We start from the raw sequence: 20,669 nt of genomic DNA, 5'->3' as shown, positions 1-20,669 counted from the left end.
TAGTCGTTCCGGGTCACTTTGCTGCGGCTTTTTCGGCGGCGGCAAGTTCGGCTGCACGGCGGGCGGCACCGTCCATGGTGGGATCCAGGTGGACCAGCGGGTGAGCAGCCTCTTCCAAGATGGCGCGGCCTTCTGTGACCTTGTTGCCGTCCAGGCGAACCACTAGCGGCTTAGTTGCTGCATCGCCCAGCAGTTCAAGGGCGCCAAGGATACCCTTGGCAACCTCGTCGCAAGCGGTGATGCCGCCAAAAACGTTGACGAAGACGGAACGAACCTGCTCATCACCGAGGATGACATCCAGGCCCTTGGCCATGACGGCTGCGGAAGCACCACCACCAATGTCGAGGAAGTTAGCGGGGCGCACGCCCAGGTCTTCACCGGCCATAGCGACAACGTCCAGGGTGGACATAACCAGGCCGGCACCATTGCCGATAATGCCGACCTCACCTTCCAGGCGCACGTAGTTCAGGCCTTCGGCCTTGGCCATGGCTTCGCGGGGATCCTCAGCGGTGATGTCTGCCAGCTCAACATGCTCAGGGTGACGGAAGGTTGCATTATCATCCAGGCTGACCTTGCCGTCCAGGGCGATAATCTCGCCATCCGGGGTGGAAACCAGGGGGTTGACCTCAACCAGGGTGGCATCCTCACGGGCGTATACGTCCCAGAGTTTGACGAGGATTGGAGCGATAGCGTGTTGTTCTTCGGGGGTGAAGCGTGCGGCGCTGAGGATGTCGCGGGCAACCTCGTCGGTGATACCAACTCCCGCTTGAAGCGGGACCTTCGCCAGAGCTTCGGGGCGTTCCACGGCGAGGGCCTCAATCTCCATGCCGCCTTCGCGTGAGCACATGGCTAGGTGGCGTCGGTTGGAGCGGTCTAGGAGGATGGAGAAGTAGTATTCGGCGGCAATATCTGCAGCCGAGGCAATCAGGACTTTGCGGACGATGTGGCCCTTAATGTCCATGCCCAGGATTTGCGAGGCTTTCTCTTCTGCTTCTTCAACCGAAGTGGCGAGCTTGACACCACCCGCTTTGCCGCGGCCACCGGTCTTGACTTGGGCCTTGACGACCAGCAGCGAGGCACCGCCATCGAAGAGAGTGCGCGCAGCATCGCGGGCTTCTTCAGTGCTGGTGATGACGATGCCAGGCAGGACGGGTACGTCGTGGGCAGCGAACATGTTTCGCGCTTGGTACTCGTAGAGGTCCATACTTTTCCTTCTACTTGTTTGTTCTGGCACTACCAGGGGTGCGCGGCAGTGCGCTGAGACTCAGCGTTGAGACGTCGCGTCCAGATTACCCCCTTTTAGGCCTTCAGTCCCAAATTTGGACAATTTTACTGTGCCTTTGCCCGATGAGGGGAGGGGCGTTGCATACTGCAGGTTTGGGCCTTGCCTGCCAGGCCTCCCCCTTATGTACGACTTGGCACACTATGCACAGCCTGCCCCCTTATGTACGGCTTAGTGCACTGTGTACGGCTTAGTGCACTGTGTACGCGGCGCACCACGTACATAAAGCTCTAAGTCGTACACCACACAACAGCAGGAACGCCCTCAAGCCCCATTCATCACAGTCGTTGCCTAGGCCCTACTGTATTCAGAGCTTTTCGAGGGGCGCCATGCGCACGAGCAGTCGTTTCTCGGTGCCGCCGAAGGAGATTCTCGCGACAGTACGCGCATCCGATCCTTCAATGCCCACAACTGTTCCAGTTCCCAAGGTAGCGTGGGAAACGCGATCGCCTACCTTCAGTGTGAGCACGGGTTTATCTGACGAGGTTCCCGCCACCCCACTCTGACCCGCAGCGCCGTTTACCCCAGTTGACTGGCCCATACGCACGGTTGTGCCCAAGCGGTGAGGAACGAAAGGCTTTGAGGATGAGCCTGAGCTCCGGCCAGAACCAATCACAGGGCCGTCATCGTCCCACTCTCCCCTGCGTCCGCTGGAGCCATAACTGCCGGAAGTGTCACCACCACCAGAGCGGTAACCAGAGCCGCCATAGCCAGAGCCAGTCCCCCATTCGCCACTTCGAATACGCTGCATGGATGAGGCAGCTCTGCGCACATGCACGACTTCTTCGGGAATGTCATCAAGGAATCGCGAGGGCGGCATTTCTTGAGGTGTCCCCCAGGCTGATCGCACAGCCGCACGCGTCAGGTAGAGGCGTTCACGAGCTCGGGTAATCGCTACATAGGCGAGTCGTCGCTCCTCGGCAAGCTCCGCCACTTCACCAAGGGATCGCTGGTGGGGGAACGTGCCATCTTCCATGCCGGTCACGAACACGATCGGGAACTCCAAGCCCTTGGCCGTGTGGACGGTCATGAGTGTGACCTGTCCTGAACGCCCGTCCTCGGAAGGAAGCTGGTCAGAGTCGGCCACCAGAGAGATACGCTCAAGGAAATCAACGAGGTGTCCGTGCGGTTGTGGGTTCTCGGCATCCAGTACGCCTCGCGCACCCGGCGCACCCTGTACAGCCTGTTCGGTCTGGGCGCTCTGTTCAGCTTGCTTACTCCGTTCAGCTTGCGCCGCCACAAGGCTGGCGTTGAAGTCCTCGGCAACAGAGTGCAATTCAGCAAGGTTTTCCACCCTCGAGGCGTCCTGCGGATCCTCCGACCTGCGCAGTTGCTCCAAATACCCCGTGCGGTCCAGGACTTCTTCGAGAATGTCGCCAACGCTCATGCCCGCCTGGTCGCAGCGCCGCAAAGCATCCAGCAGCCCCCAGAATCCGGCAATGGCCTTGAGAGCTCGAGCGCTCACTCCAGCGGGCCCCGGCCTTTCCACTCCCCTATCCGCAGTGGGGGATGTGGTCTCGCGGGTCTCAGCAGCCTCAACAATCGTCGGCTCGGGTTCCATCAACGGAACTTCACCCGCCAGCGAATCAGCGGGTTCGGGGGCGTTCGTCGCGGTTAGGTCGGGCGTTGAGGCCGCGCCGGAGGCGCCAGGCCTCATGGGCGAGACGAGCGCCCCCGCATCCGCACCGCTACCGGCGCTCACCTCGTCCTCCGGCGACCGTCCGCTTACAAGGCGGGCGCTCTCGGATGTGTTCGCCAGAGCGCCGGGCACTTCCAGCCCTTCGGCCTCGCCAGCCGGGCGACCTGCCTGCTCCCACACGTCAGCGATGGCCTGCCCGAAGGAGATGCCGTACTGGTCCGCGTAAGCAACCAATAATTCCTCAGCCTTGGCACCAATACCGCGCCGAGGCGTATTTAGAACGCGCCGCAGCGCAACGGTGTCATCGGGGTTGGCAATGGCTTGCAGGTAGGCCAGGGCGTCTTTGATTTCTTTGCGTTCGTAGAATCGGGTGCCGCCCACAACCCTGTAGGGGATGCCTTGACGGACGAAGAGTTCTTCAATGGAGCGTGATTGAGCGTTGGTGCGGTAGAAAACGGCAATGTCGCCCCAGTTGGTGCCCTCGTCATTCAGGCGGTCGATTTCGGCAACCACAAAACGGGCTTCGTCGCGGTCCGAGTCGGCGGCATCAAGGGTAATGAGCGAGCCCGCTCCCGAGTCGGTCCACAGGTTTTTGGGTCGGCGGCCTTCATTACGTGAGATGACGGCGTTAGCGGCGGTGAGGATGTTTTGCGTTGAGCGATAGTTTTGCTCAAGCATGATGGTACGTGCGCCGGGGAAGTCGCGTTCGAACTCTTCGATATTACGGATGGTGGCACCACGGAAGGCGTAGATGGACTGGTCAGAGTCACCTACGACGGTCAGCTCAGCAGGCGGAACGTGATCCTCACCGTCTCCAACGAGTTCGCGGACCAGCACATACTGAGCATGGTTAGTGTCCTGATACTCGTCAACCAGGATGTGGCGGAAACGCCGGTGGTAGTGCTCAGCGACAGCCGGATTGTCGCGCAGCAGGGCGACGGTGCGCATGATGAGGTCGTCGAAATCAAGCGCATTGGCTTGGCGGAGGCGCTTGTCGTAATCACTGTATGCGGCTGAGACGATGCGTGAGATCGGGTCGTTCGGCGCGGTTTCTGCGTAGTGCTGCGGGCTGATGAGCTCGTTTTTCAGGTCAGAGATGCGTGCGGCAACGAGCTTTGGCGTGTAGCGCTTAATGTCGACGTCATGGGATTTGAGCACCATCTGCAGCAGGCGTTGGGAGTCTTGGGAGTCGTAGATGGTGAAGGTGGAGCTCAACCCTGCGGCCCGGTATTCCTTGCGGAGAATGCGCACGCAGGCAGAGTGGAAGGTTGAGACCATCATGCGTTTCGCCTCTGGCCCGACGAGGTCGGCAACGCGTTCACGCATTTCGGCGGCGGCTTTGTTGGTGAAGGTGATGGCGAGGATTTGCCCGGCTCGGGCGCGGCCGGTGGCCAAAAGGTAGGCGATACGGTGGGTCAGGACACGAGTTTTTCCTGACCCCGCGCCGGCCATGATCAGCAGGGGCTCGCCCTCGTGGACGACGGCGTCATGTTGCTGCTGATTGAGGCCTTTGAGCAGTTCACTGGTGTCGATAGCGGGCGGCTGATTTCCCCAATTGGCGAGGCCACCGCCCCCGTAGTAGGCCGCAGTGTTGCCTTCAACGCCGCCGGGATAGGCAACGCTCGGCCACGCATTATTGTCGTCGGGCGCGTCATCCGCGGGCACGTACTCGGAGGGTACATATTCGGCGGGTACATAGTCGGCGGGGGCGTCGTCCTCGTAGGCAGGAGCATCTGCCGGGACGTAGCCTTTAGGGAGGACTCCACCCGGCATGCCCGAGGCCGAGGAGATCGCTGTGCCCAGATGTTCTGCGCCCAAAGTGCCTGTGCCCAGGGGGTCCCCGCCCCGAGTGCCCACGCCTGACGCACCATCGGGGGCGAGGCCGTAGGCGCTTTCATCCAAGGTGCGCACGGGAGCGCCGCCCTTGCCTCCAGCAGAAGCAGGTGTAGTGGTGGCAGACGGAGCAGAGGCAGGGGTGCCCATGTCGAAGAGGCCTTGGTCGAAGGAGTCAAGATCCGGCAGGCCTAGGTCAGGCAGTCCCAAGTCAGGCAATCCAGTGAAGTCAGTACTCATGGTGTCCCCCACTTTAGGCCAGCAACCCCGCATTTGCGTGATCGCCCACGGCAATAAATGTCAGGCATAGGGGGTTGTGTGTGGGGAGTCTTCGATTCCCGACACGCAACCCCCTAGAGGTTAGAGGCAAGTTTGTTGCCTTGTAGTCGCTAGCAGATTCCCTTAGCGTTCCAAGTGCTCGTCTTGGAGTTGCATCCTCTTTGTCGAGTCGTAGTGCTCGTCAACAAAGGCCTCAAACTCAGCGACCACCTCTCTGCCCTCCCCCAGTCGACGAAGGGTCACCTCAAGGTTTTTACGACAGCCGAGCTCAAGTGTCTTGTCCCTACGCAGCTCCTCCTTGCGCGGCTTGTGAGCGTGCCCATTAATGTCAAGCACCGTGCGTTTCTCTTGATAAAAATCGAGCACAACTTTGTCTGAGTAACGCTTATGAGACATGAGGATATTTGCTTGAGCCCATTCCCGGGGAACAAGAAGGAGTTCTTTGCCTCCTGCAACAGGGAGAACAACTTCCTTCTCTTCCCAATCCCGACTGTCCGGGTTCCAGACTTGCTTCACCACTCGCTTAGTCTCCCGAGCGAGCTGAGGATAGAGCAACATCATCTCATTGGTGAAATCGACGAGAGCGTCAAAAATAATCCGCGTGGTGATGTCGGAAGTGATGTCATCAGCCACCCCTTCAATGAAGAGAGGGAGGTGCTCTAGGCGTTTCATGATTGCGAGTTCAAAGTAGGCATCACTATTCGCTCGCAGTTCACCCAAGATCTTTAGCCCCGTGTCTGTGGCACCACCACGCCCATAGCTTCCCTCAGTAGAGAGGCCCATGCGTGTCTCCCATGGCTCACGGAAACTGCCGAGCAACTCCTCTGCGCGCGGGCTTTCGAGCTTTGACTCCCTCAGTTCGGCGAAAAATGTATCGAGACATGTGACGGCTAAGCTACCTTGCTTCACATGTCCAGCAAACATCCTCACTGCGCACGGATCAACGAACAACTTAGAGTCGTTCTTCACGTCGACATTCACGAAAGGCACCTGACTTGAGATGCCATAATAATCTGTCAGTTTCAAAGAAGATCTCCTAACGCTCATCGACCAAAGGACGAGGGAGGTTCTTTACCTCCAAGGACTCGTGTAGACTGACAGTTCACATCTCGGCCAGTTCTTTGGTCGCATCGGCTTGGCCTCCGGCAAGAGGCCAAGCCGGTTTTTTGTATCCGATAGCCGTTTTCTATCGAGTACACGAATACCATAGCACACAATTTCTAAGTTGCTATGTCTAAGCAATAATTGCCTCCTCATTTCTAGTCACTCACACAGACAGCACCCCGCCAATAGGGCCTAACGCGACACCCATCCCGACCTACAAGATGCACAGCCGCCTCTCCATATCAGATAATCAACGGGTTCCCTGTACCAGACAGGGATGACCCGTTGCTCTGTCTCAGACGGGAACCCTCCCCGCATATGCGGGGATTGCAGTCGGGGCTGCTTCACCATTGTGAGGCAGCCCCGACTCGCACCTAAAGGAACTGCGCCATGCCCCCTCCCCTCTCAACTTTGCAGTACGCACCCCGCATTTGCGTGATCGCCCAGCGTGGAGCCCTTCATTACACAGCCCATACCCTTAACGCGCCACGATCTACACCACACCCCCTCAGCCCGCATCCCCACCACCCAACACCCCCCAACAGGAAACCTCGTACCAAAAAGCGGTACCATTAGGGTGAAAGCTCAGCCGAATGACCCAGCCCGATGAATAGGAGTTCCGATGTCGATCAGCGCAAGCGAAGCGCGTCGCACGCTCTTTCCATTGATTGAGCAGGTGAACAACGACTGCGAAGCTGTCGAAATTGTCTCTCGCGCAGGCAACGCAGTCCTCATGTCAGCCGATGAGTATGCCGCATGGAAAGAAACCGCTTACCTGTTTCGCTCTCCAGAGAACGCACGACGCCTCCTTGACGCTTACCAACGCGCAACGGCGGGCATGACCGAGGTTCATGAACTCGACCGCGAGGACTGACATGCGCCTCGTCTGGGATCAGGCTGGGTGGGAGGATTACGTCTTTTGGCAGCAGGCTGACCGCAGAATCCTCAAACGCATTAACACCCTTATCGATGCATGCTTGCGCGATCCTTTCGAAGGCATCGGCAAACCTGAACCTCTGAAGTACGGTGCTTCCGGTGCATGGTCACGACGAATCACCGACGAACATCGCCTGGTCTACCTCGTCATTGACGGCGACCTCATTATTCTCCAGGCGCGCTACCACTACTAACGGCTCGTCAGCTCAAAGCCCTCGCCCCACAGCACCGCAGCCCGCAGCCCCACAGTCGATACGGTTCGAGGGCGCCCTCTGGCAGCAAGCAGTGCACCGCCAAGAAGCCCCCTCGAACCCGCCGAAGAAACCCTTTCAGCTCTTCTTGTACAGGCTCTTCGTCTGATACACGGGTTCAGAGGTGACTTGCACACCGAGGTTACGGAAGATGCCCTCGTCCACGGATCCCAGGATGGTGGAGGTGTGGACGTCGCAATGACGCAGGGTTCCGAGCTGAGCTAGGGCGGCGCGAGCGTTGGGATCGTGGTTGGCTGAGACTGCCAGGGCGATGAGCACCTCGTCGGTGTGCAGGCGCGGGTTGCGGCTGCCGAGGTGGCCGGTTTTGAGGGCTTGGATGGGCTCGATGGATTCAGGTGAGAGCAGGAGGATCTCACGATCCAGGTCGGCCAGCATCTTGAGGGCATTGAGCAGCATCGCCGAGCACGCGCCCAGCAGGGGCGAGGTCTTGCCGGTGACGATACGCCCGTCGGGCAGTTCGATGGCGGCTGCGGGGGCGCCGGTCATTTCGGCGACGGTGAGGGTCGGCTCAACGACGGGCCGGTCGGTCTTTTTCACGCCCAGGCTCCCCATGAGCAGGGCGATGCGCGCGGATTGCTCGGGGTCGAGTTCCTTGCGGCGTTCCTCGACGAGGGCCTTGTAGTAGCGGCGGATGACTTCCTGTTTGGAGGCTTCGCGGCAGGCCTCGTCGTCGCTGATGCACATGCCGGCCATATTGACGCCCATGTCGGTGGGTGACTTGTAGGGGGATTCTCCCAGGATCGTCTCGAAGAGGCGTGAGAGGACGGGGAAGATTTCGACGTCGCGGTTGTAGTTGACGGTCTGCACCCCGTAGGCGGCCAGGTGGTAGGGGTCGATCATATTGACGTCGTCGAGGTCGGCGGTGGCGGCCTCGTAGGCGATATTGACGGGATGATCGAGGGGGAGGTTCCAGATGGGGAAGGTCTCGAACTTTGCGTAGCCTGATTGTAGGCCGCGCTTGTGGTCGTGGTAGAGCTGGGACAGGCAGGTCGCCATCTTGCCTGAGCCGGGTCCGGGGGCGGTGATGACAACGAGGTCGCGGCTGGTGTCGATGTAGTCGTTCTTGCCGTAGCCTTCGTCGGAGACGATGCGGGCGACGTCGTGGGGGTAGCCGGGGATGGGGTAGTGGCAGTAGACGCGCATGCCGAGTTTTTCGAGTTTGGCTTTGAAGGCGTATGCGGCGTGGTTGTCGTCTGTGAGTTGGGTGATGACGATGGAGCCGACGTAGAGGCCGTAGCTGCGGAAGGCGTCGATGTGGCGGAGAACGTCGTCTTCATAAGGAATGCCAAGGTCTGCGCGCACTTTCTGGCGGGCAAAATCCTTGGCACTGACGACGACGACGATTTCGACTTCTTCGGCGAGGTGGCCGAGCATGACGATCTTGTTGTCGGGGGTGAATCCGGGGAGGACTCTTGAGGCATGCATGTCGTCAACGAGTTTCCCACCGAACTCCAGGTAGAGCTTCCCACCGAATTGACGGCGCCTTTCGGCGATATGTTCGGATTGGAGCTGGATGTACTTTTCACGGTCGAAACCGATTTGATGCATGTCTCCTCCTGAAATGATCAACCCGCTTAGTTTACTCCTCAGCTGAGTGCCCTTGACTCTTCCTTGATGGATGTCTGCTCACACTCTGACATGCTCTGCAGGACGAGGCTACCGCCCGCGCTTCCTTGCGCTGTCGGCTGCCCTCTCGCGCGGGCCGGGTGGGACGCGGTGTGGGCCGGGAAGGCCGACAGGTAAGCGTTAGGGAGGAGGAAAGCAGAACGGGACGCCGGGAGGCGGCTAGTAGCCGCCTCCCGCTCCCGCTCCGCCTCAGATGATGTGTCGTTGCGCGGCCCATCGGCTGAGCTCGTGGCGGTTGGAGAGCTGTAGTTTGCGCAGCACCGCAGACACGTGGGTTTCCACGGTTTTAATGGAGATGAACAGTTCGGAGGCGACTTCCTTGTAGGTGTAGCCGCGGGCGATGAGGCGCATGACCTCTTGTTCACGCTGGGACAGCAGGTCAAGCTCGTCGTCTTGGATGGCGACACTGCCTGTTCCGAAGGCGTCGAGGACGAAGCCGGCCAGGCGGGGGCTGAAGGCGGCGTCCCCTGCGGCGACGCGTTGGATGGCTTCGACGAGTTCAGCGGTGGAGATGGATTTGGTGACGTAGCCGCGAGCGCCTGCGCGAATCACGGAGACGACGTCTTCTGGGGCGTCGGAGACGGATAGGGCAAGGAAACGGACGCCCTCAACACCGGCGCAGTTGTGGGCGACTTCTGCGCCGCCTCCGCCTCGTCCGCCGGGCAGGTGGACGTCAAGGAGGGCCACATCGGGGCGTAGTTCGGTGCAGATGGCAATGGCGCTGTCGACGTCGGCGGCTTCGGCGAGGATGTCGAGGTCGGCGCCGGAGGCTTCGAGTTCGGCGCGCACGCCCGCGCGAACCATGGGGTGATCGTCAATGACTACGAGTCGAATGGTCATGCTGTCATCCTACTTGCGGGTTCGTGGTTTTCGGGACGGAGAGGTGAATTTCGGTGCCGGGGTCGAGGGCGCGGATGATGGCGCTGCCGCCTGCGCGTTCGACGCGGCCGATGATGGAGCCGCGCACGCCGTGGCGGTCGGCGGGGATGGCTTCGATGTTGAAGCCTGTGCCGCGGTCTTTGATGAAGACTTCCACGCGATCGCGTCCGACTTCGAGGTAGACGGAGACGGGTGGGGTGCCGTGGCGGACGGCGTTGGTGACGGCTTCGCCTGCGGCTGCGACGAGGGCGAGTTCGGCGGGGCCGGGTTCGACGTCGCCGACGCATACGACGTCAACGGCGACTCCGTAGGTGGCTTCTGTGCTTTCGACCTGTTCGCGCAGGGCTTGGGCGGTGGAGGTGGCGGCCTCGTTCTTGCCGGTGTATAGCCATGCGCGTAGTTCGCGTTCTTGGCCGAGGGCGAGGGCGCGGACTTGCTGGGGGTTGTCGGCGTGGGAGCGGATAAGGGTGAGGGTTTGGAGGACGGAGTCGTGCAGGTGGGCGGCGATGTCGGCGCGTTCAGCGTCGCGGACTTGGCGTTTTTGCGCGTTGGAGAGTTCGGCGCTGGTGCGCACCCACAGGGGGATGAGGGTCAGGACGATGACGAGGACGATGCCCGCGCCGTAGACTCCGCCTTTGAGGAGGTCGAGGGTGGGTGGGCCGCCTGCAACGAGGATGGTGACGCCGATGATGACGAGGATGATGCCGACGATGACCATGAGCCAAAAGCGCAGGGTTCGCCAGTGGCGGAGGTTGTTGCTTTGGCTCCACACCATGCCGATGCCGACGAAGATGGGGACGGGGCCGACGATCCAGTACAGCTCGAGGTGGGTGGAGTTGAGGAAGAGGATGAGGAGGACTGAGAAGATCAGGAAGGCTGCGCCGACCATGAGGAGCTGGTTGCGTGCGGTGACTTTCTTTTTGCTGTCACCGATTTGTTCCAGGCCGCTGGCGAGGCGTTCGGTGCTGGTGAGGGAGGCGTGGTCTCCGTCTTTGGGGATGAGGACGGAGATGAGGAAGTAGATGAGGAGTCCGGCGCCGAAGAAGCCGGTGATGATGAAGATCCAGCGGATGAGGGTGACGGAAACACCCAGGTGGACGCTCAGGCCCGAGCAGACACCGGCCAGCCAGGGGGTGGGCATTTGGACGGATTGTCCGGTTGCGCGCACGAGGGGCGGGCGAGCAGTGTTGGCGGGAGGGGGGTTCCACTGCCAGGCAGGAGTTTCTTCATTCACCCCACTATCTTCACATTCTTTCGCTTCTCGCCCCCACCCTGAGGTGGAGAGTTCAGGGTTTCTTCAGGGCAGTCCCTCATAGATAATTGGGCGGGGATTAGGCACAGTGGAGTACATGAGCACGCATTCCCCTTTCGAGGGCCCTCAGTCTCCGATGGAGGATCCTCAGATGTTTTCGCAGTACGGCGCTGCGCAGCAGGATCAGGCTTCCTCTGGCCCTCAGGCTACCTTCACGCCGAATGCGGGTGGCTATCAGTCTGCTGGCAGCTATCCGCCTCCGCGTCCGGCCGGAAGTGGTTTCTTTGATTCCCTTCGTTCCAGCGGGTATTACCGTTCAGAACCGCGGGTTCTGGGAGGTGTCTGTGCTGGTATAGCAGCTCGCTTTGGCTGGGACAGGACGCTTGTCCGTGTTATCACTGTCGTCTTGGCGCTGTTCGCTCCGATCCTGTGTGCGGCTTATGGTGTGGCGTGGGCATTCTTGCCTGAGCATCGTGATGGCCGTATTCATTTCCAGTCTCTGCTTCAGGGCCGTTTTGATATTGCCCACCTTGGGGCTTTGCTCATGGTCCTCATCGGTGTAGGCAATATTGGCCCATGGTTCACGGTCTTTGGTGTGACGGGCATTGGGGTCATGGTCGGCCTCTCAATCCTTGCTATCGCCATCATTGCCATTATTGGCGTTACTTCCGTGAATACCTCTCCCTTTGGGCGGTCCTTCCCTTCGCAGGGAGCCACCGCATTCTCCCCTACTGGAATGGAGAACCCTATGCCTACTCCTCCTCAGAGCGGCACCCCTTCAGCTCAGCCGGGTGCTGATTGGCGTTCCCAGGGCGGCCCTGTCTCTGGTGCTTCCACTCCCGGAGCTTCTTGGGAGGCATCCTCGACCCAAGCTTTTGCCGCTCCCCCATCCCCGGGGCAGCCTTTTGCCTCCCACTCATCGCCCATGCAGGCGCCTCCGTCGCAGGCGTCTTTTGTGGGCGGGCCGCAGACGCCTCACTCCGGCGCTCCAGGTAGCCACAGTGGCCCTGGCACCCCTGGAGGGCCTGCAGCATTCCAGCCCTACGCCAGCCCAGCTCCAGGCGCGACTGTGCCCCCGCAGCAGCCTCGTCCGTCAGGCCCTGCCTTCTCTGCCCCCGGCCCTCAACCCGGCCACACTCCTCCTCCCTTTGGAGCTGGCGCGCAGGCCTCTCCCCACAGGCCCCCCCCGGCGTATATGGCTCCGCCGATGAATTGGCGTCCCGGGCCGATGCTCAAGCCTCGAGTGCTGCCCGCTTGGCTGAATCTGGCGACCACTGGCCTGATTGTGCTCGTCATTGCGGCGACGCTTTTCATCCTCCATCAGATGTCGTATGGCCCCTACCACTACAACGATTATGCGCAGGTTCTGCTCATCGGTGGCGGCTCGTGTCTGGTGATTGTGGGCCTGGTGATTGCGATCGCGTCGATGCGTGATCGCAGTGCAGGGTGGATGGTTGCCTTGTCGATCATCGGGACGCTGATGGCGATTCCGACGATTATGGTGGGTGTCGCGGGCGTGAACTACGCTGAAAATAATGAGTCGTGGAGTTTCCCTGACTCCGCTCCCGTGGCCTACTACGACTGGTCGGCGGGTTCCCTTGACGAGGTCGTCAACGGTGAGCTTCATCTTGAGGATATGCCCACCGATCAACGCCCCACGATTGAAATTCAGGACGTTGTCGGCGAGCTGATTCTTTTTGTCCGTAAGGATCAGCCGGTCGAGATTCAGATTGTTGACATGTTCGGCACTCTGTCGGCTGACTATGTCGAACCGGGCGAGCAGTGGGTGCCCACTCACCTGGGTTTGTCGCAGGATACGAGCTTCCGTTCCATTACGGATAAGACGGTGCCCGTGCCGACTGTGCGGATCCACAATATGCTCGGATCACTACGTGTGATTGAGGTCGACATGGAAGAAGCGGACTTCGCGCCCGATGCTGCTGAGAATGTCGATCCGGTTACTCCCTCAACACTAAATCCCCAGTCGGCCCTTCCCGCGCAGACTGAGCAGGCTCAATCCGCTGATCGTCCCCAGTCCGCTACTACTCCGGCCTCCGGCCAGTGAGGTGAGAACAATGAGTGTTGAGAACACGCAACGCGATGATGAAACCACTGTCCTGCCTGTAGCAGACGAAGAGGAAACCGTGCTGCTGCCCGCCGCCGGTGTCGAGGATGTGGACGCCTCCGCTGAGGACGCGCCCGCGATTGTCACTGACGAGGTTGACGCCCCAGCTGAGGATGGTGTGGACGTGACCGAGGAGGGGGCTGCGGCTGCGGCGGAGGCTGCGGCACCGAGTGGCGCTGTGCCAGATGATGCCCCACCCGCAACTGGAGTTAATGCTGACGCTGGTGCTGCTTCTGGCTCTGGCTCTGGCTCTGGCTCCGCATCGACAATCCCCCAGTCTCCTCTTCCCGGAGCTGGTACCGCGTCGGTTCAGGAGGCTCCTGCCGGAGGCGTGCGCGTCGCGCAGCTCGTGTGGGCGGGCCTGGTCATTGTGCTGGGTGTCTTCATGATCGCTATTTCCTTCCTCCGTTTTGTGTCGATCCCGCTGCTCCTGATCTCACTGATTGCAGCCCTTGGCATTGCCCTGATGGCAGCCGCCGTCGTGACGTCAGTGAAGAAGGGGTAGCACTCTTCGAAGAGCCGCTCTGATGCGTGAGGGCACTGTTCTTTGCTTCCCCTCACAAATAGGTGCCTTGTTGACATAAAGGTGGCGCACCCGCCATCGGTATGACGACAAGGCACCTTTTTGCTGTCTCAGCTCCACCCAGCCACGGCCCATAGCCCAACCACGGCCCATAGCCCGGCTACAATCCGGCGACAACCCACGGAGACATCCAATACACGAGGCCGCCGCGCTCCCCTGATCATCAGGAGGGCGCGGCGGCCTCGTTATCAGTCGATCATTCTCCGCCTGCGCGGGCAAGCTCCTCTTCGACGATCGACTCATCAAGCTTGACGAAGACCGGCGTGGGCTTGCCGATCACGCGGCCCACCTCGATCTCACGGCGGCCCCACGCAGGGTAGCCCTCGTAGTCGCCGGTGAGGATCGGGTAGCAACGCGGCGAACCGTCCTCGTTGGTGACATCCAGGTCCTCGACCTCTTCGATACGCGGCATGGGCGCAACCTTGCCGTCACCCCCGAGCACCATGTCCACGTCGTTGGCAGCGTGGGGCAGGAAGGGGCTGAGCATGAGGTTGAGGTCATTGACAGCCTGCGCCAGGGTCCACAGCACGGTAGCCAGACGCGGACGCTCCTCCTCGCTCTTGAGCTTGAAGGGCTCGGTGTCGGTGACGTACTTATTGGCCTCGCCCACCAAGCGCATGGCCGCACCCAGGGCGGCCTTCTGGCGGTGGGTGGCGATCAGCTCGCCGACCTCGTCAAAGCCAGCGGCAATGGCGTCCAGGAGCGCACGGTCAATATCCTCCAGCTCAGCGGGGGCGGGCACCTCGCCAAACTTCTTGTGGATCATCGAGGCCGTGCGGTTGACCAGATTGCCCCAGCCCGCCACCAGTTCAGAGTTCGTGCGGCGCAAGAACTCTGCCCACGTGAAGTCAGCATCCGAGGTCTCAGGGCCAGCGGCGCAAATAAAGTAGCGCAGGGCATCGGCCTGGTAGCGGGCGAGCATGTCACGCACGTAGATGACAATGCCGCGCGAGGAGGCAAACTTCTTGCCTTCCATCGTGAGGAACTCCGAGGAGACGACCTCGGTGGGCAGGTTAAGGGTGCCAAAAGCGCCGGGCTGGCCGCCCTTGTCGCCTGCACCGTTGTAGCCGAGCATCTCGGCCGGCCAGATCTGGGAGTGGAAGACGATATTGTCCTTGCCCATGAAGTAGTAGGACAGGGCCTCAGGGTCATTCCACCACTGACGCCACGCCTCAGGGTCGCCGCTGCGGCGCGCCCACTCAATGGAGGCCGACAGGTAGCCCACGACGGCGTCAAACCACACGTAGAGGCGCTTGGAGGGCTGATCCTCCCAGCCGGGAACGGGGATACCCCAGTCAATGTCGCGGGTCATGGCGCGAGGGCGAATATCCTCCAGGAAGTTCTTGGAGAACTTAATGACATTGGGGCGCCAGGTGCCTGACCTGTCGCGGTCATCGAGCCACTCGGTGAGGGCTCCTGCCAGAGCAGGCAGATCCAGGAAGTAGTGGTCGGTCTCAATGAACTGCGGGGTTTCGCCGTTGATCCGCGAGACAGGGTTAATGAGGTCAGTGGGGTCGAGCTGGTTGCCGCAGTTGTCGCATTGGTCGCCGCGAGCGCCGCCGTCACCGCAGATGGGGCAGGTGCCCTCGATGTAGCGGTCGGGCAGGGTGCGCCCCGTCGAAGGTGAGATCGCGCCGTGCGTGGTTTCGACGAGCATGTAGCCGTTATCGCGGACGACCTCGAACATGGCCTGCACGACGGCGTAGTGGTTGCCGGTGGTGGTGCGGGTGAAGAGGTCGTAGGACAGGCCCAGCTGCTGGAGGTCCTCAACGATGAGGCGGTTATTGCGGTCGGCCAGTTCTCGGGCGCTAATACCGGCGGCGTCGGCGGCCACCAGAATCGGGGTGCCGTGCTCGTCCGTTCCGGACACCATGAGCACCTCGTGGCCCGCCATTCGCATGTAGCGGGAGAAAACATCCGAGGGGACGCCGAATCCGGCGACGTGTCCAATATGGCGGGGCCCGTTTGCGTAGGGCCATGCAACGGCAGAAAGAATACGACTCATAGTGTCCTAGCGTAGTCCCGTTAGGGTGCCAAAAGCGAAGCGCGCAGTATCAAAGTCGCCGACGCCACGACGCAGGGGACGTGCTTTCGTTAGGCTTGGTTCCAGCGACTTCATACGTGCGTAGTTTTGGAGGTCCTATGTCGCGCGCTTTGATCCTGGTTGATGTCCAGCCGACCTTCTGCGAGGGCGGTGCTCTGCCCGTCGAGGGCGGAAACGCTGTGGCCCAGCGTATTGCGGATTTTGTTGAGGCCCATCGCAGTGAGTATGCCCTGGTGGTCACCACACAGGACTGGCATATCAACCCTGGCGGGCATTTCTCCACCACCCCTGATTTTGTCGACACATGGCCGCCCCACGGCATCGCCGACACCGAGGAAGCCGCCTTGCACCCCGCGCTGTCGAAGATTGCTATTGACGTGTCGGTGAAGAAGGGCCAGTTCGAGGCCGCCTACTCTGGCTTTGAGGGCGTAACTGACGAGGGCGAGCACCTCGCTGACGTTCTGCGTGACAAGGGCATTACCGCAGTTGACGTGGTGGGACTGGCCGAATCGCACTGCGTGTGCGAGACCGCCTTGGACGCTGTGGGCTATGGCTTCCCGGCGCGCGTCCTCATGGATCTGACCGAGCCGGTCACCGAGGAGCTCGGCGCCCTGGCTCGCGCCCGCATGGCTGAGGCTGGCGTGGAGCTCACTGTTTCGCCCGATGCTGAGGACTATGGAAGCATCGAGGATACGGTGGCGGATACCAACTAGACCTGGCACGAACTCTGAGCCGAGGGGGGTGCTGGTTCCGAAAGGAACCAGCACCCCCCTCGTTGCTTGGCAGTGACTTTTCCAGACTCTGTTCCAAGCCGCTCCCACCCTCACGGGTGTTTCCCGGCCTGGCGGCATGCCGCTTCCTTCGCCTCGGCCTCCTGTAGCCCGAGCCTCTCACGCTATTTCTGTGGCCCGAGCCTTTCGAGCGCGGCTTTAAAGAGCTCGTTCTTGCGCAGTCCGGTGGCTTGAGCGACCTGCCCCGCAGCGTCCTTCAGACGCGCGCCTTCATTGGCCAGGGCCAGCACGGCCTCCACGTAGTCGGCAGCGTCTCCTCCGCTCCTTGCCCCTTCGACGACGATGGTGATCTCCCCCAGGACTTCACCACTGCTGCGCTCAAGGAGGTCACTGAGGGTGCCTCGCCAAATATCCTCGTAGGTTTTCGTCAGTTCCCGGCACACGACCGCCTGGCGGGCGCCACCAAGCACGCTCACCATTCTGCTGAGCGTCTCATGCAGGCGTTTGGGGGACTCAAAGAAGATCAGGGTATGCGGCATAGCGGCAATACCCTCAAGGTAGCGCAGCGCCTCCCCCTCTTTACGGGGCAGGAAACCCTCAAAGGCGAAACGATCCGAAGGCAAGCCAGACACAGCCAGGGCGGTTACCGGGGCGCTCGGACCAGGCAGGGCCGACACCGGAATCCCTCGTTCAACAGCGCGCTTGACCAGGCGGTATCCGGGGTCCGACACAGTGGGCATACCCGCATCGGACACCAGCACCACGCGCTGGCCTTCCTCCACGCGGTCCAGCAGGGCATCGGCCTTGTCCCCCTCATTGTGGTCATGCAGGGCGATCACCTTCCCTTGTAGAGTGATCTCCAGGCGGGCTGCCAGGGCTTTGGCGCGACGCGTGTCCTCGGCGGCCACAATGTCAGCCTGACGAAAGACCGTCACGAAGCGTGACGAGGCATCGCCGACGTCCCCGATGGGTGTTGCTGCCAGGTAAAGGACGCCAGCTGGCTGTGCGTACTCCTCAGCCACGGCATCCTCCTTCCATGTCAGCGTCTGCCTCACCTACGCACGCTTTGCCAGGGGATGCCTCACCCGCATCTGCCTCGCCAGTCAGGAGGGCCACCAGGGCCGCAGGCGTGTCAACCATCGCAACCACCCCATCGAGTTCGCCCTCCTCGGCGTAGCCCCACTCGACACCAATCACCGGGATACCAACCGCTCGGCCCCCAATGACATCCCACTTACGGTCACCCACCAACACCGGACGCGACACATCAGCCCCACCTTCCGCAAGGCGCGCGAGAGCCTCTTCAATGACGGTCTCCTTCGTCGAAGAAGGATCGGGGGTAGCGCCCGCCACCACGGCGAACACCTCGTCCAACCCCAAGAAGGAGATCTGTTCGCGCGCCATCGCGGCCTGCTTCGAGGTCGCCGTGGCCATGGGAATCCCCGCAGCGTGGAGAGCCTCCAGCATCTCGCGAACGCCGGGGAACATCGGCGGGTCAAGGAAAAACCCGTGGTAGAAGCTCCGGTAATGGGCAACAGCCTCAGCGGATTCCTCAGGGCTGAGGCCGTAGTGGGCGAAGGTCTCCCACAGGGGAGGGCCGACAAAGGCCATGAGTTCTTCGGCGCTACGTTCCTCCAGTCCCATACACGCCATGGCGTGCTGGATTCCACGGATCACTGCATCGGCAGAATCAACAAGGGTTCCATCCACGTCAAAAAGAACCACGCTATACGGACCAGACATGAGGCCTCTTTCATGACAACGACGCCACGCGTGCGAGTATCACGCTGACGCAACGATTATGGCAGAGCATAGAACACTATGGGATAGCCATCTTCGTAGGAGTAGAACATCAGCAACAAAGGATCGTCGTCCTCCACGAGGAAAACGACCCGTCCTTCAAGGATGCCCTCGCTATTGGGTTTTGCTTCCCATCGGAAGTCTTCCCCCTCCTTGAGGCTCACAGGCCAGAAGGCGTAGTCATCGTCCCTCATCAGCACGGGTTCGAGGGAAACAGCCTTGTCCTTGGGGTTCTCGAAACGGATATCGACGAGCACATATTCGTATCCCGGAGGGGCAGGGTAGAAAGCTGCCCGCGCAGCATTGTCGCCACGTTGAATATCAGTGACGGTCAGGGCCACGTCCTTGACGCTAATACGCTCACCGACGTGAAGAGGCGTCTCCCGCGAGCCCGATTGCTGCGCAGGCAGTTTATCCCTGTACTCCATCATGGACTCTGCGAAGTAGGGTTCTTGCGGCCTCGCGTAGGGACTGGGGACAGTCGTGTCCTCAGTATTCAGATCGGCATTCAGCTCGATATCACTATCACCATCGCCCGTGACCTCCTCCAGCATCGGTACCGCATCGCGCCAGGGTTCATCGGCCGTGAAATACTCCACCAACCGTGGAACGAAGGACAGGACAAAAACAATAATGACAATGGCGATGCCGAGGGTGTTTTTCGCTTTACGCACAGGCTGCGGTCGCCCGCCAGCGGTGGCGGTCCGAGGCACTCGCCCAGCAGGTGTGGGAGTGATCCCTGTGGGGACGGTGGTCGCGCTGGTGCGCGCTTCTGGCAGGCGTGCCATGCCACTTGGGTGGGCCCCTGCCGTCAACGAGGGCGTCTGCTGTGCCTGCACTCGGCTCCTCCCCCGGCGTTGGGGTGAGGGAGGCGGCCCGGACAACTGGACCGGCGCCTGCGTCTGGGGTTCGGACTGGGCGTTGTGTTGGACGGTGCCGCTGTCGACGATCTGGCTGCCCTTACGGGATGTGCGGCCCTCGGCGCTGTTCCGTGTGTGAGGAGTCGAAGCAGGCGTTGCCGTCTGGGGCTTTGCTTGGAGTGTGAATGTGCCGGGACGAGCAGGGCGCGCACCTAAGCCAGCGCCTGGGGAACGGCGTCCCAGAAGAGCTGCGGCAGTATTCTTCTGAGCGGCGTAGGGTGTCCGCGGATAGGGCGAATGGAGGGGCACCATGCTCACCCTGCGTGCGGGGCGCTGCCCTTGTCCCAGGTCATGAGGCTGTTCAGGCATCCTGTCCTACCTTCCGATCACGCCGCACCCAGTTTTCTTGTGGGGCTTGTTTATCTTCACCCATTGTGTCACGTTCATGATGGTCTCAGCGCACCGATCATCAGGTTATTCTCCGTGAGCGTCAGTCTAAAGATCCTTACACGCAAGGGTTAGAGGAGCGCACGGGTGCTGTCGGTGGCTGCGCGGACTAAGGATCCTCACGCGCTTGGGTTGAAGTGCGTCCGGTGACGGCGCCACACACGCTGTGTCTGCGCGCTCGGTGTCGCTAAAGGGGCGTTGTCTGTGGTGGGCTGTCAGGGAATGTGAGAGGCCACGCTCGGCGCCATCTACCCTTCGTCTTGCAAACCACGGTGGAGAAAAGGACAGTGAAGGAAAAGTGTAGGAGGAAAGCGCAAAGAAGTGCCTTGGAACCTGCGTTATGCGGGGGTTCCAAGGCACATCTTCAGTGTGTCTCTCGTGCGCGCGAATCAGATTTCGCCGAGCTTATCGTCAGCGGCGTCGCGAACAGCATCGATCTTGTCATCGAAACGGCCGCCGGTGACCTTCTTCGCAGCATCGGCAACGGCGTCGAGTGCAGCGTCAGTCTTAGCTTCGTCCTTCAGTACGGAGTCGAGCAGTCCGCTACCGCTTTCCTTGGCACCTGCAACTGCTGCAGCTGCCTGGTCCTTCACATCTTCTGCGGCCTTCTTGAGGTCATCGAGGTTCATTGGAGCTCCTTGCTCAGTCTTTTGATTACCTCTTCTACCCTACGTGGTAGTAGGACTTTACGCGCGGCGGATGCTTCGCCATCTCATTCATTGATGACGCACTCGTCGCAACATCTCTGCGCGAGAGGCGAGGATAGAGCACACAGGTTGTGAGCGCCTGGCTCGTTGTGGGTGTGTGTTTGAGCCCCGTTACTGGTGTGGTAACGGGGCTCAGACCTGTTTGGTTGTGTTGCGGCGGTGTCCTACTCTCCCACACCCCCTCGGGTGCAGTACCATCGGCGCTGTGGGGCTTAGCTTCCGGGTTCGGGATGGGTCCGGGCGTTTCCCCCACGCTATTGCCGCCGCAAA

16 protein-coding genes and 1 rRNA gene are annotated in these 20,669 nt (G+C 61.0%); 5 read left to right on the top strand and 12 right to left on the bottom strand.

Translation table 11 applies throughout. The features are described from left to right. Positions 1–13 precede the first annotated feature (13 nt). From sucC to HWX48_RS08770, 3 genes are all read right to left on the bottom strand, one after another. A complete protein-coding gene (gene sucC, locus HWX48_RS08780) occupies positions 14–1,204 on the bottom strand; it encodes an ADP-forming succinate--CoA ligase subunit beta (RefSeq protein ID WP_175956699.1) in 1,191 nt (396 codons plus the stop codon). A 385-nt stretch (positions 1,205–1,589) separates the two neighbouring features. Next, the gene (locus tag HWX48_RS08775) at positions 1,590–4,994 is read right to left on the bottom strand and encodes a UvrD-helicase domain-containing protein (RefSeq protein WP_254873047.1); all 3,405 of its coding nucleotides are present in this window, start codon (positions 4,992–4,994) and stop codon (positions 1,590–1,592) included. 162 nt (positions 4,995–5,156) lie between these two features. Beyond that, on the bottom strand, positions 5,157–6,059 hold the full coding sequence (locus HWX48_RS08770) for a hypothetical protein (RefSeq protein ID WP_175956697.1): 903 nt from the start codon (positions 6,057–6,059) through the stop codon (positions 5,157–5,159). 700 nt (positions 6,060–6,759) lie between these two features. Between HWX48_RS08770 and HWX48_RS08765 the strand changes: the two genes are divergently transcribed. Both HWX48_RS08765 and HWX48_RS08760 read left to right on the top strand, forming a co-directional pair. Continuing rightward, entirely contained in the window at positions 6,760–7,011 is a 252-nt protein-coding gene (locus tag HWX48_RS08765) for a type II toxin-antitoxin system Phd/YefM family antitoxin (RefSeq protein WP_175956695.1), read from the top strand. A gap of 1 nt (position 7,012) precedes the next feature. Beyond that, a complete protein-coding gene (locus HWX48_RS08760) occupies positions 7,013–7,267 on the top strand; it encodes a Txe/YoeB family addiction module toxin (protein WP_175957017.1) in 255 nt (84 codons plus the stop codon). 135 nt (positions 7,268–7,402) lie between these two features. On the opposite strand, the gene HWX48_RS08755 is transcribed toward HWX48_RS08760, so the two are convergent. The 3 genes from HWX48_RS08755 to HWX48_RS08745 form a co-directional block, all read right to left on the bottom strand. After that, entirely contained in the window at positions 7,403–8,893 is a 1,491-nt protein-coding gene (locus HWX48_RS08755) for a DUF1846 domain-containing protein (protein WP_175956693.1), read from the bottom strand. A 267-nt stretch (positions 8,894–9,160) separates the two neighbouring features. Beyond that, positions 9,161–9,811 (bottom strand): response regulator transcription factor, encoded by a 651-nt coding sequence (locus tag HWX48_RS08750; RefSeq protein WP_175956691.1) that lies wholly within the window; start codon positions 9,809–9,811, stop codon positions 9,161–9,163. 4 nt (positions 9,812–9,815) lie between these two features. After that, positions 9,816–11,084 carry an ATP-binding protein gene (locus HWX48_RS08745; RefSeq protein WP_254873046.1) on the bottom strand — a complete coding sequence of 423 codons (1,269 nt, stop codon included), beginning with the start codon at positions 11,082–11,084 and terminating at the stop codon, positions 9,816–9,818. A gap of 115 nt (positions 11,085–11,199) precedes the next feature. Between HWX48_RS08745 and HWX48_RS08740 the strand changes: the two genes are divergently transcribed. Together HWX48_RS08740 and HWX48_RS08735 are read left to right on the top strand one after the other, a co-directional pair. After that, positions 11,200–13,167, top strand: a complete 1,968-nt coding sequence (locus HWX48_RS08740) for a PspC domain-containing protein (RefSeq protein WP_175956689.1) — start codon at positions 11,200–11,202, stop codon at positions 13,165–13,167. Between the two features lie 10 nt (positions 13,168–13,177). Continuing rightward, a complete protein-coding gene (locus HWX48_RS08735) occupies positions 13,178–13,732 on the top strand; it encodes a hypothetical protein (protein ID WP_175956687.1) in 555 nt (184 codons plus the stop codon). 274 nt (positions 13,733–14,006) lie between these two features. On the opposite strand, the gene metG is transcribed toward HWX48_RS08735, so the two are convergent. After that, positions 14,007–15,815, bottom strand: coding sequence for a methionine--tRNA ligase (gene metG / locus HWX48_RS08730; RefSeq protein WP_175956685.1), 1,809 nt, complete (start codon positions 15,813–15,815; stop codon positions 14,007–14,009). 137 nt (positions 15,816–15,952) lie between these two features. On the opposite strand from metG, the gene HWX48_RS08725 reads away from it, so the two are divergent. Further along, positions 15,953–16,567, top strand: coding sequence for an isochorismatase family protein (locus tag HWX48_RS08725; protein WP_175956683.1), 615 nt, complete (start codon positions 15,953–15,955; stop codon positions 16,565–16,567). Positions 16,568–16,749: 182 nt separating this feature from the next. Here the strand turns inward: HWX48_RS08725 and rsmI are convergent, their stop codons facing one another. From rsmI to rrf, 5 genes are all read right to left on the bottom strand, one after another. Then, on the bottom strand, positions 16,750–17,607 hold the full coding sequence (gene rsmI, locus HWX48_RS08720; protein ID WP_175956681.1) for a 16S rRNA (cytidine(1402)-2'-O)-methyltransferase: 858 nt from the start codon (positions 17,605–17,607) through the stop codon (positions 16,750–16,752). Next, the gene (locus HWX48_RS08715) at positions 17,600–18,328 is read right to left on the bottom strand and encodes an HAD hydrolase-like protein (RefSeq protein WP_175956679.1); all 729 of its coding nucleotides are present in this window, start codon (positions 18,326–18,328) and stop codon (positions 17,600–17,602) included. The genes rsmI and HWX48_RS08715 overlap by 8 nt, the downstream gene beginning before the upstream one ends. 56 nt (positions 18,329–18,384) lie before the next feature. Then, positions 18,385–19,614, bottom strand: coding sequence for a hypothetical protein (locus HWX48_RS08710; protein WP_175956677.1), 1,230 nt, complete (start codon positions 19,612–19,614; stop codon positions 18,385–18,387). A gap of 467 nt (positions 19,615–20,081) precedes the next feature. Continuing rightward, complete coding sequence (locus HWX48_RS08705; RefSeq protein WP_175956674.1) at positions 20,082–20,321, bottom strand: Rv0909 family putative TA system antitoxin; 240 nt, start codon at positions 20,319–20,321, stop codon at positions 20,082–20,084. Positions 20,322–20,550: 229 nt separating this feature from the next. Continuing rightward, positions 20,551–20,667: ribosomal RNA gene (gene rrf / locus HWX48_RS08700) — 5S ribosomal RNA — on the bottom strand. Positions 20,668–20,669: the final 2 nt, after the last annotated feature.

This window comes from Schaalia sp. Marseille-Q2122, assembly GCF_903645355.1.
Classification (GTDB): domain Bacteria; phylum Actinomycetota; class Actinomycetes; order Actinomycetales; family Actinomycetaceae; genus Pauljensenia.
This window is presented reverse-complemented; position numbering and strand designations above follow the sequence as displayed.

Excerpts from the sequence above, each read along its gene's own strand:
- metG (WP_175956685.1), bottom strand. The coding sequence starts at position 15,815 with ATGAGTCGTATTCTTTCTGCCGTTGCATGGCCCTACGCAAACGGGCCC.
- HWX48_RS08705 (WP_175956674.1), bottom strand. The coding sequence starts at position 20,321 with ATGAACCTCGATGACCTCAAGAAGGCCGCAGAAGATGTGAAGGACCAG.
- HWX48_RS08755 (WP_175956693.1), bottom strand. The coding sequence starts at position 8,893 with ATGCATCAAATCGGTTTCGACCGTGAAAAGTACATCCAGCTCCAATCC.
- HWX48_RS08765 (WP_175956695.1), top strand. The coding sequence starts at position 6,760 with ATGTCGATCAGCGCAAGCGAAGCGCGTCGCACGCTCTTTCCATTGATT.
- HWX48_RS08735 (WP_175956687.1), top strand. The coding sequence starts at position 13,178 with ATGAGTGTTGAGAACACGCAACGCGATGATGAAACCACTGTCCTGCCT.
- HWX48_RS08775 (WP_254873047.1), bottom strand. The coding sequence starts at position 4,994 with ATGAGTACTGACTTCACTGGATTGCCTGACTTGGGACTGCCTGACCTA.
- HWX48_RS08740 (WP_175956689.1), top strand. The coding sequence starts at position 11,200 with ATGAGCACGCATTCCCCTTTCGAGGGCCCTCAGTCTCCGATGGAGGAT.
- HWX48_RS08715 (WP_175956679.1), bottom strand. The coding sequence starts at position 18,328 with ATGTCTGGTCCGTATAGCGTGGTTCTTTTTGACGTGGATGGAACCCTT.
- HWX48_RS08725 (WP_175956683.1), top strand. The coding sequence starts at position 15,953 with ATGTCGCGCGCTTTGATCCTGGTTGATGTCCAGCCGACCTTCTGCGAG.
- HWX48_RS08750 (WP_175956691.1), bottom strand. The coding sequence starts at position 9,811 with ATGACCATTCGACTCGTAGTCATTGACGATCACCCCATGGTTCGCGCG.
- HWX48_RS08710 (WP_175956677.1), bottom strand. The coding sequence starts at position 19,614 with ATGCCTGAACAGCCTCATGACCTGGGACAAGGGCAGCGCCCCGCACGC.
- HWX48_RS08760 (WP_175957017.1), top strand. The coding sequence starts at position 7,013 with ATGCGCCTCGTCTGGGATCAGGCTGGGTGGGAGGATTACGTCTTTTGG.
- sucC (WP_175956699.1), bottom strand. The coding sequence starts at position 1,204 with ATGGACCTCTACGAGTACCAAGCGCGAAACATGTTCGCTGCCCACGAC.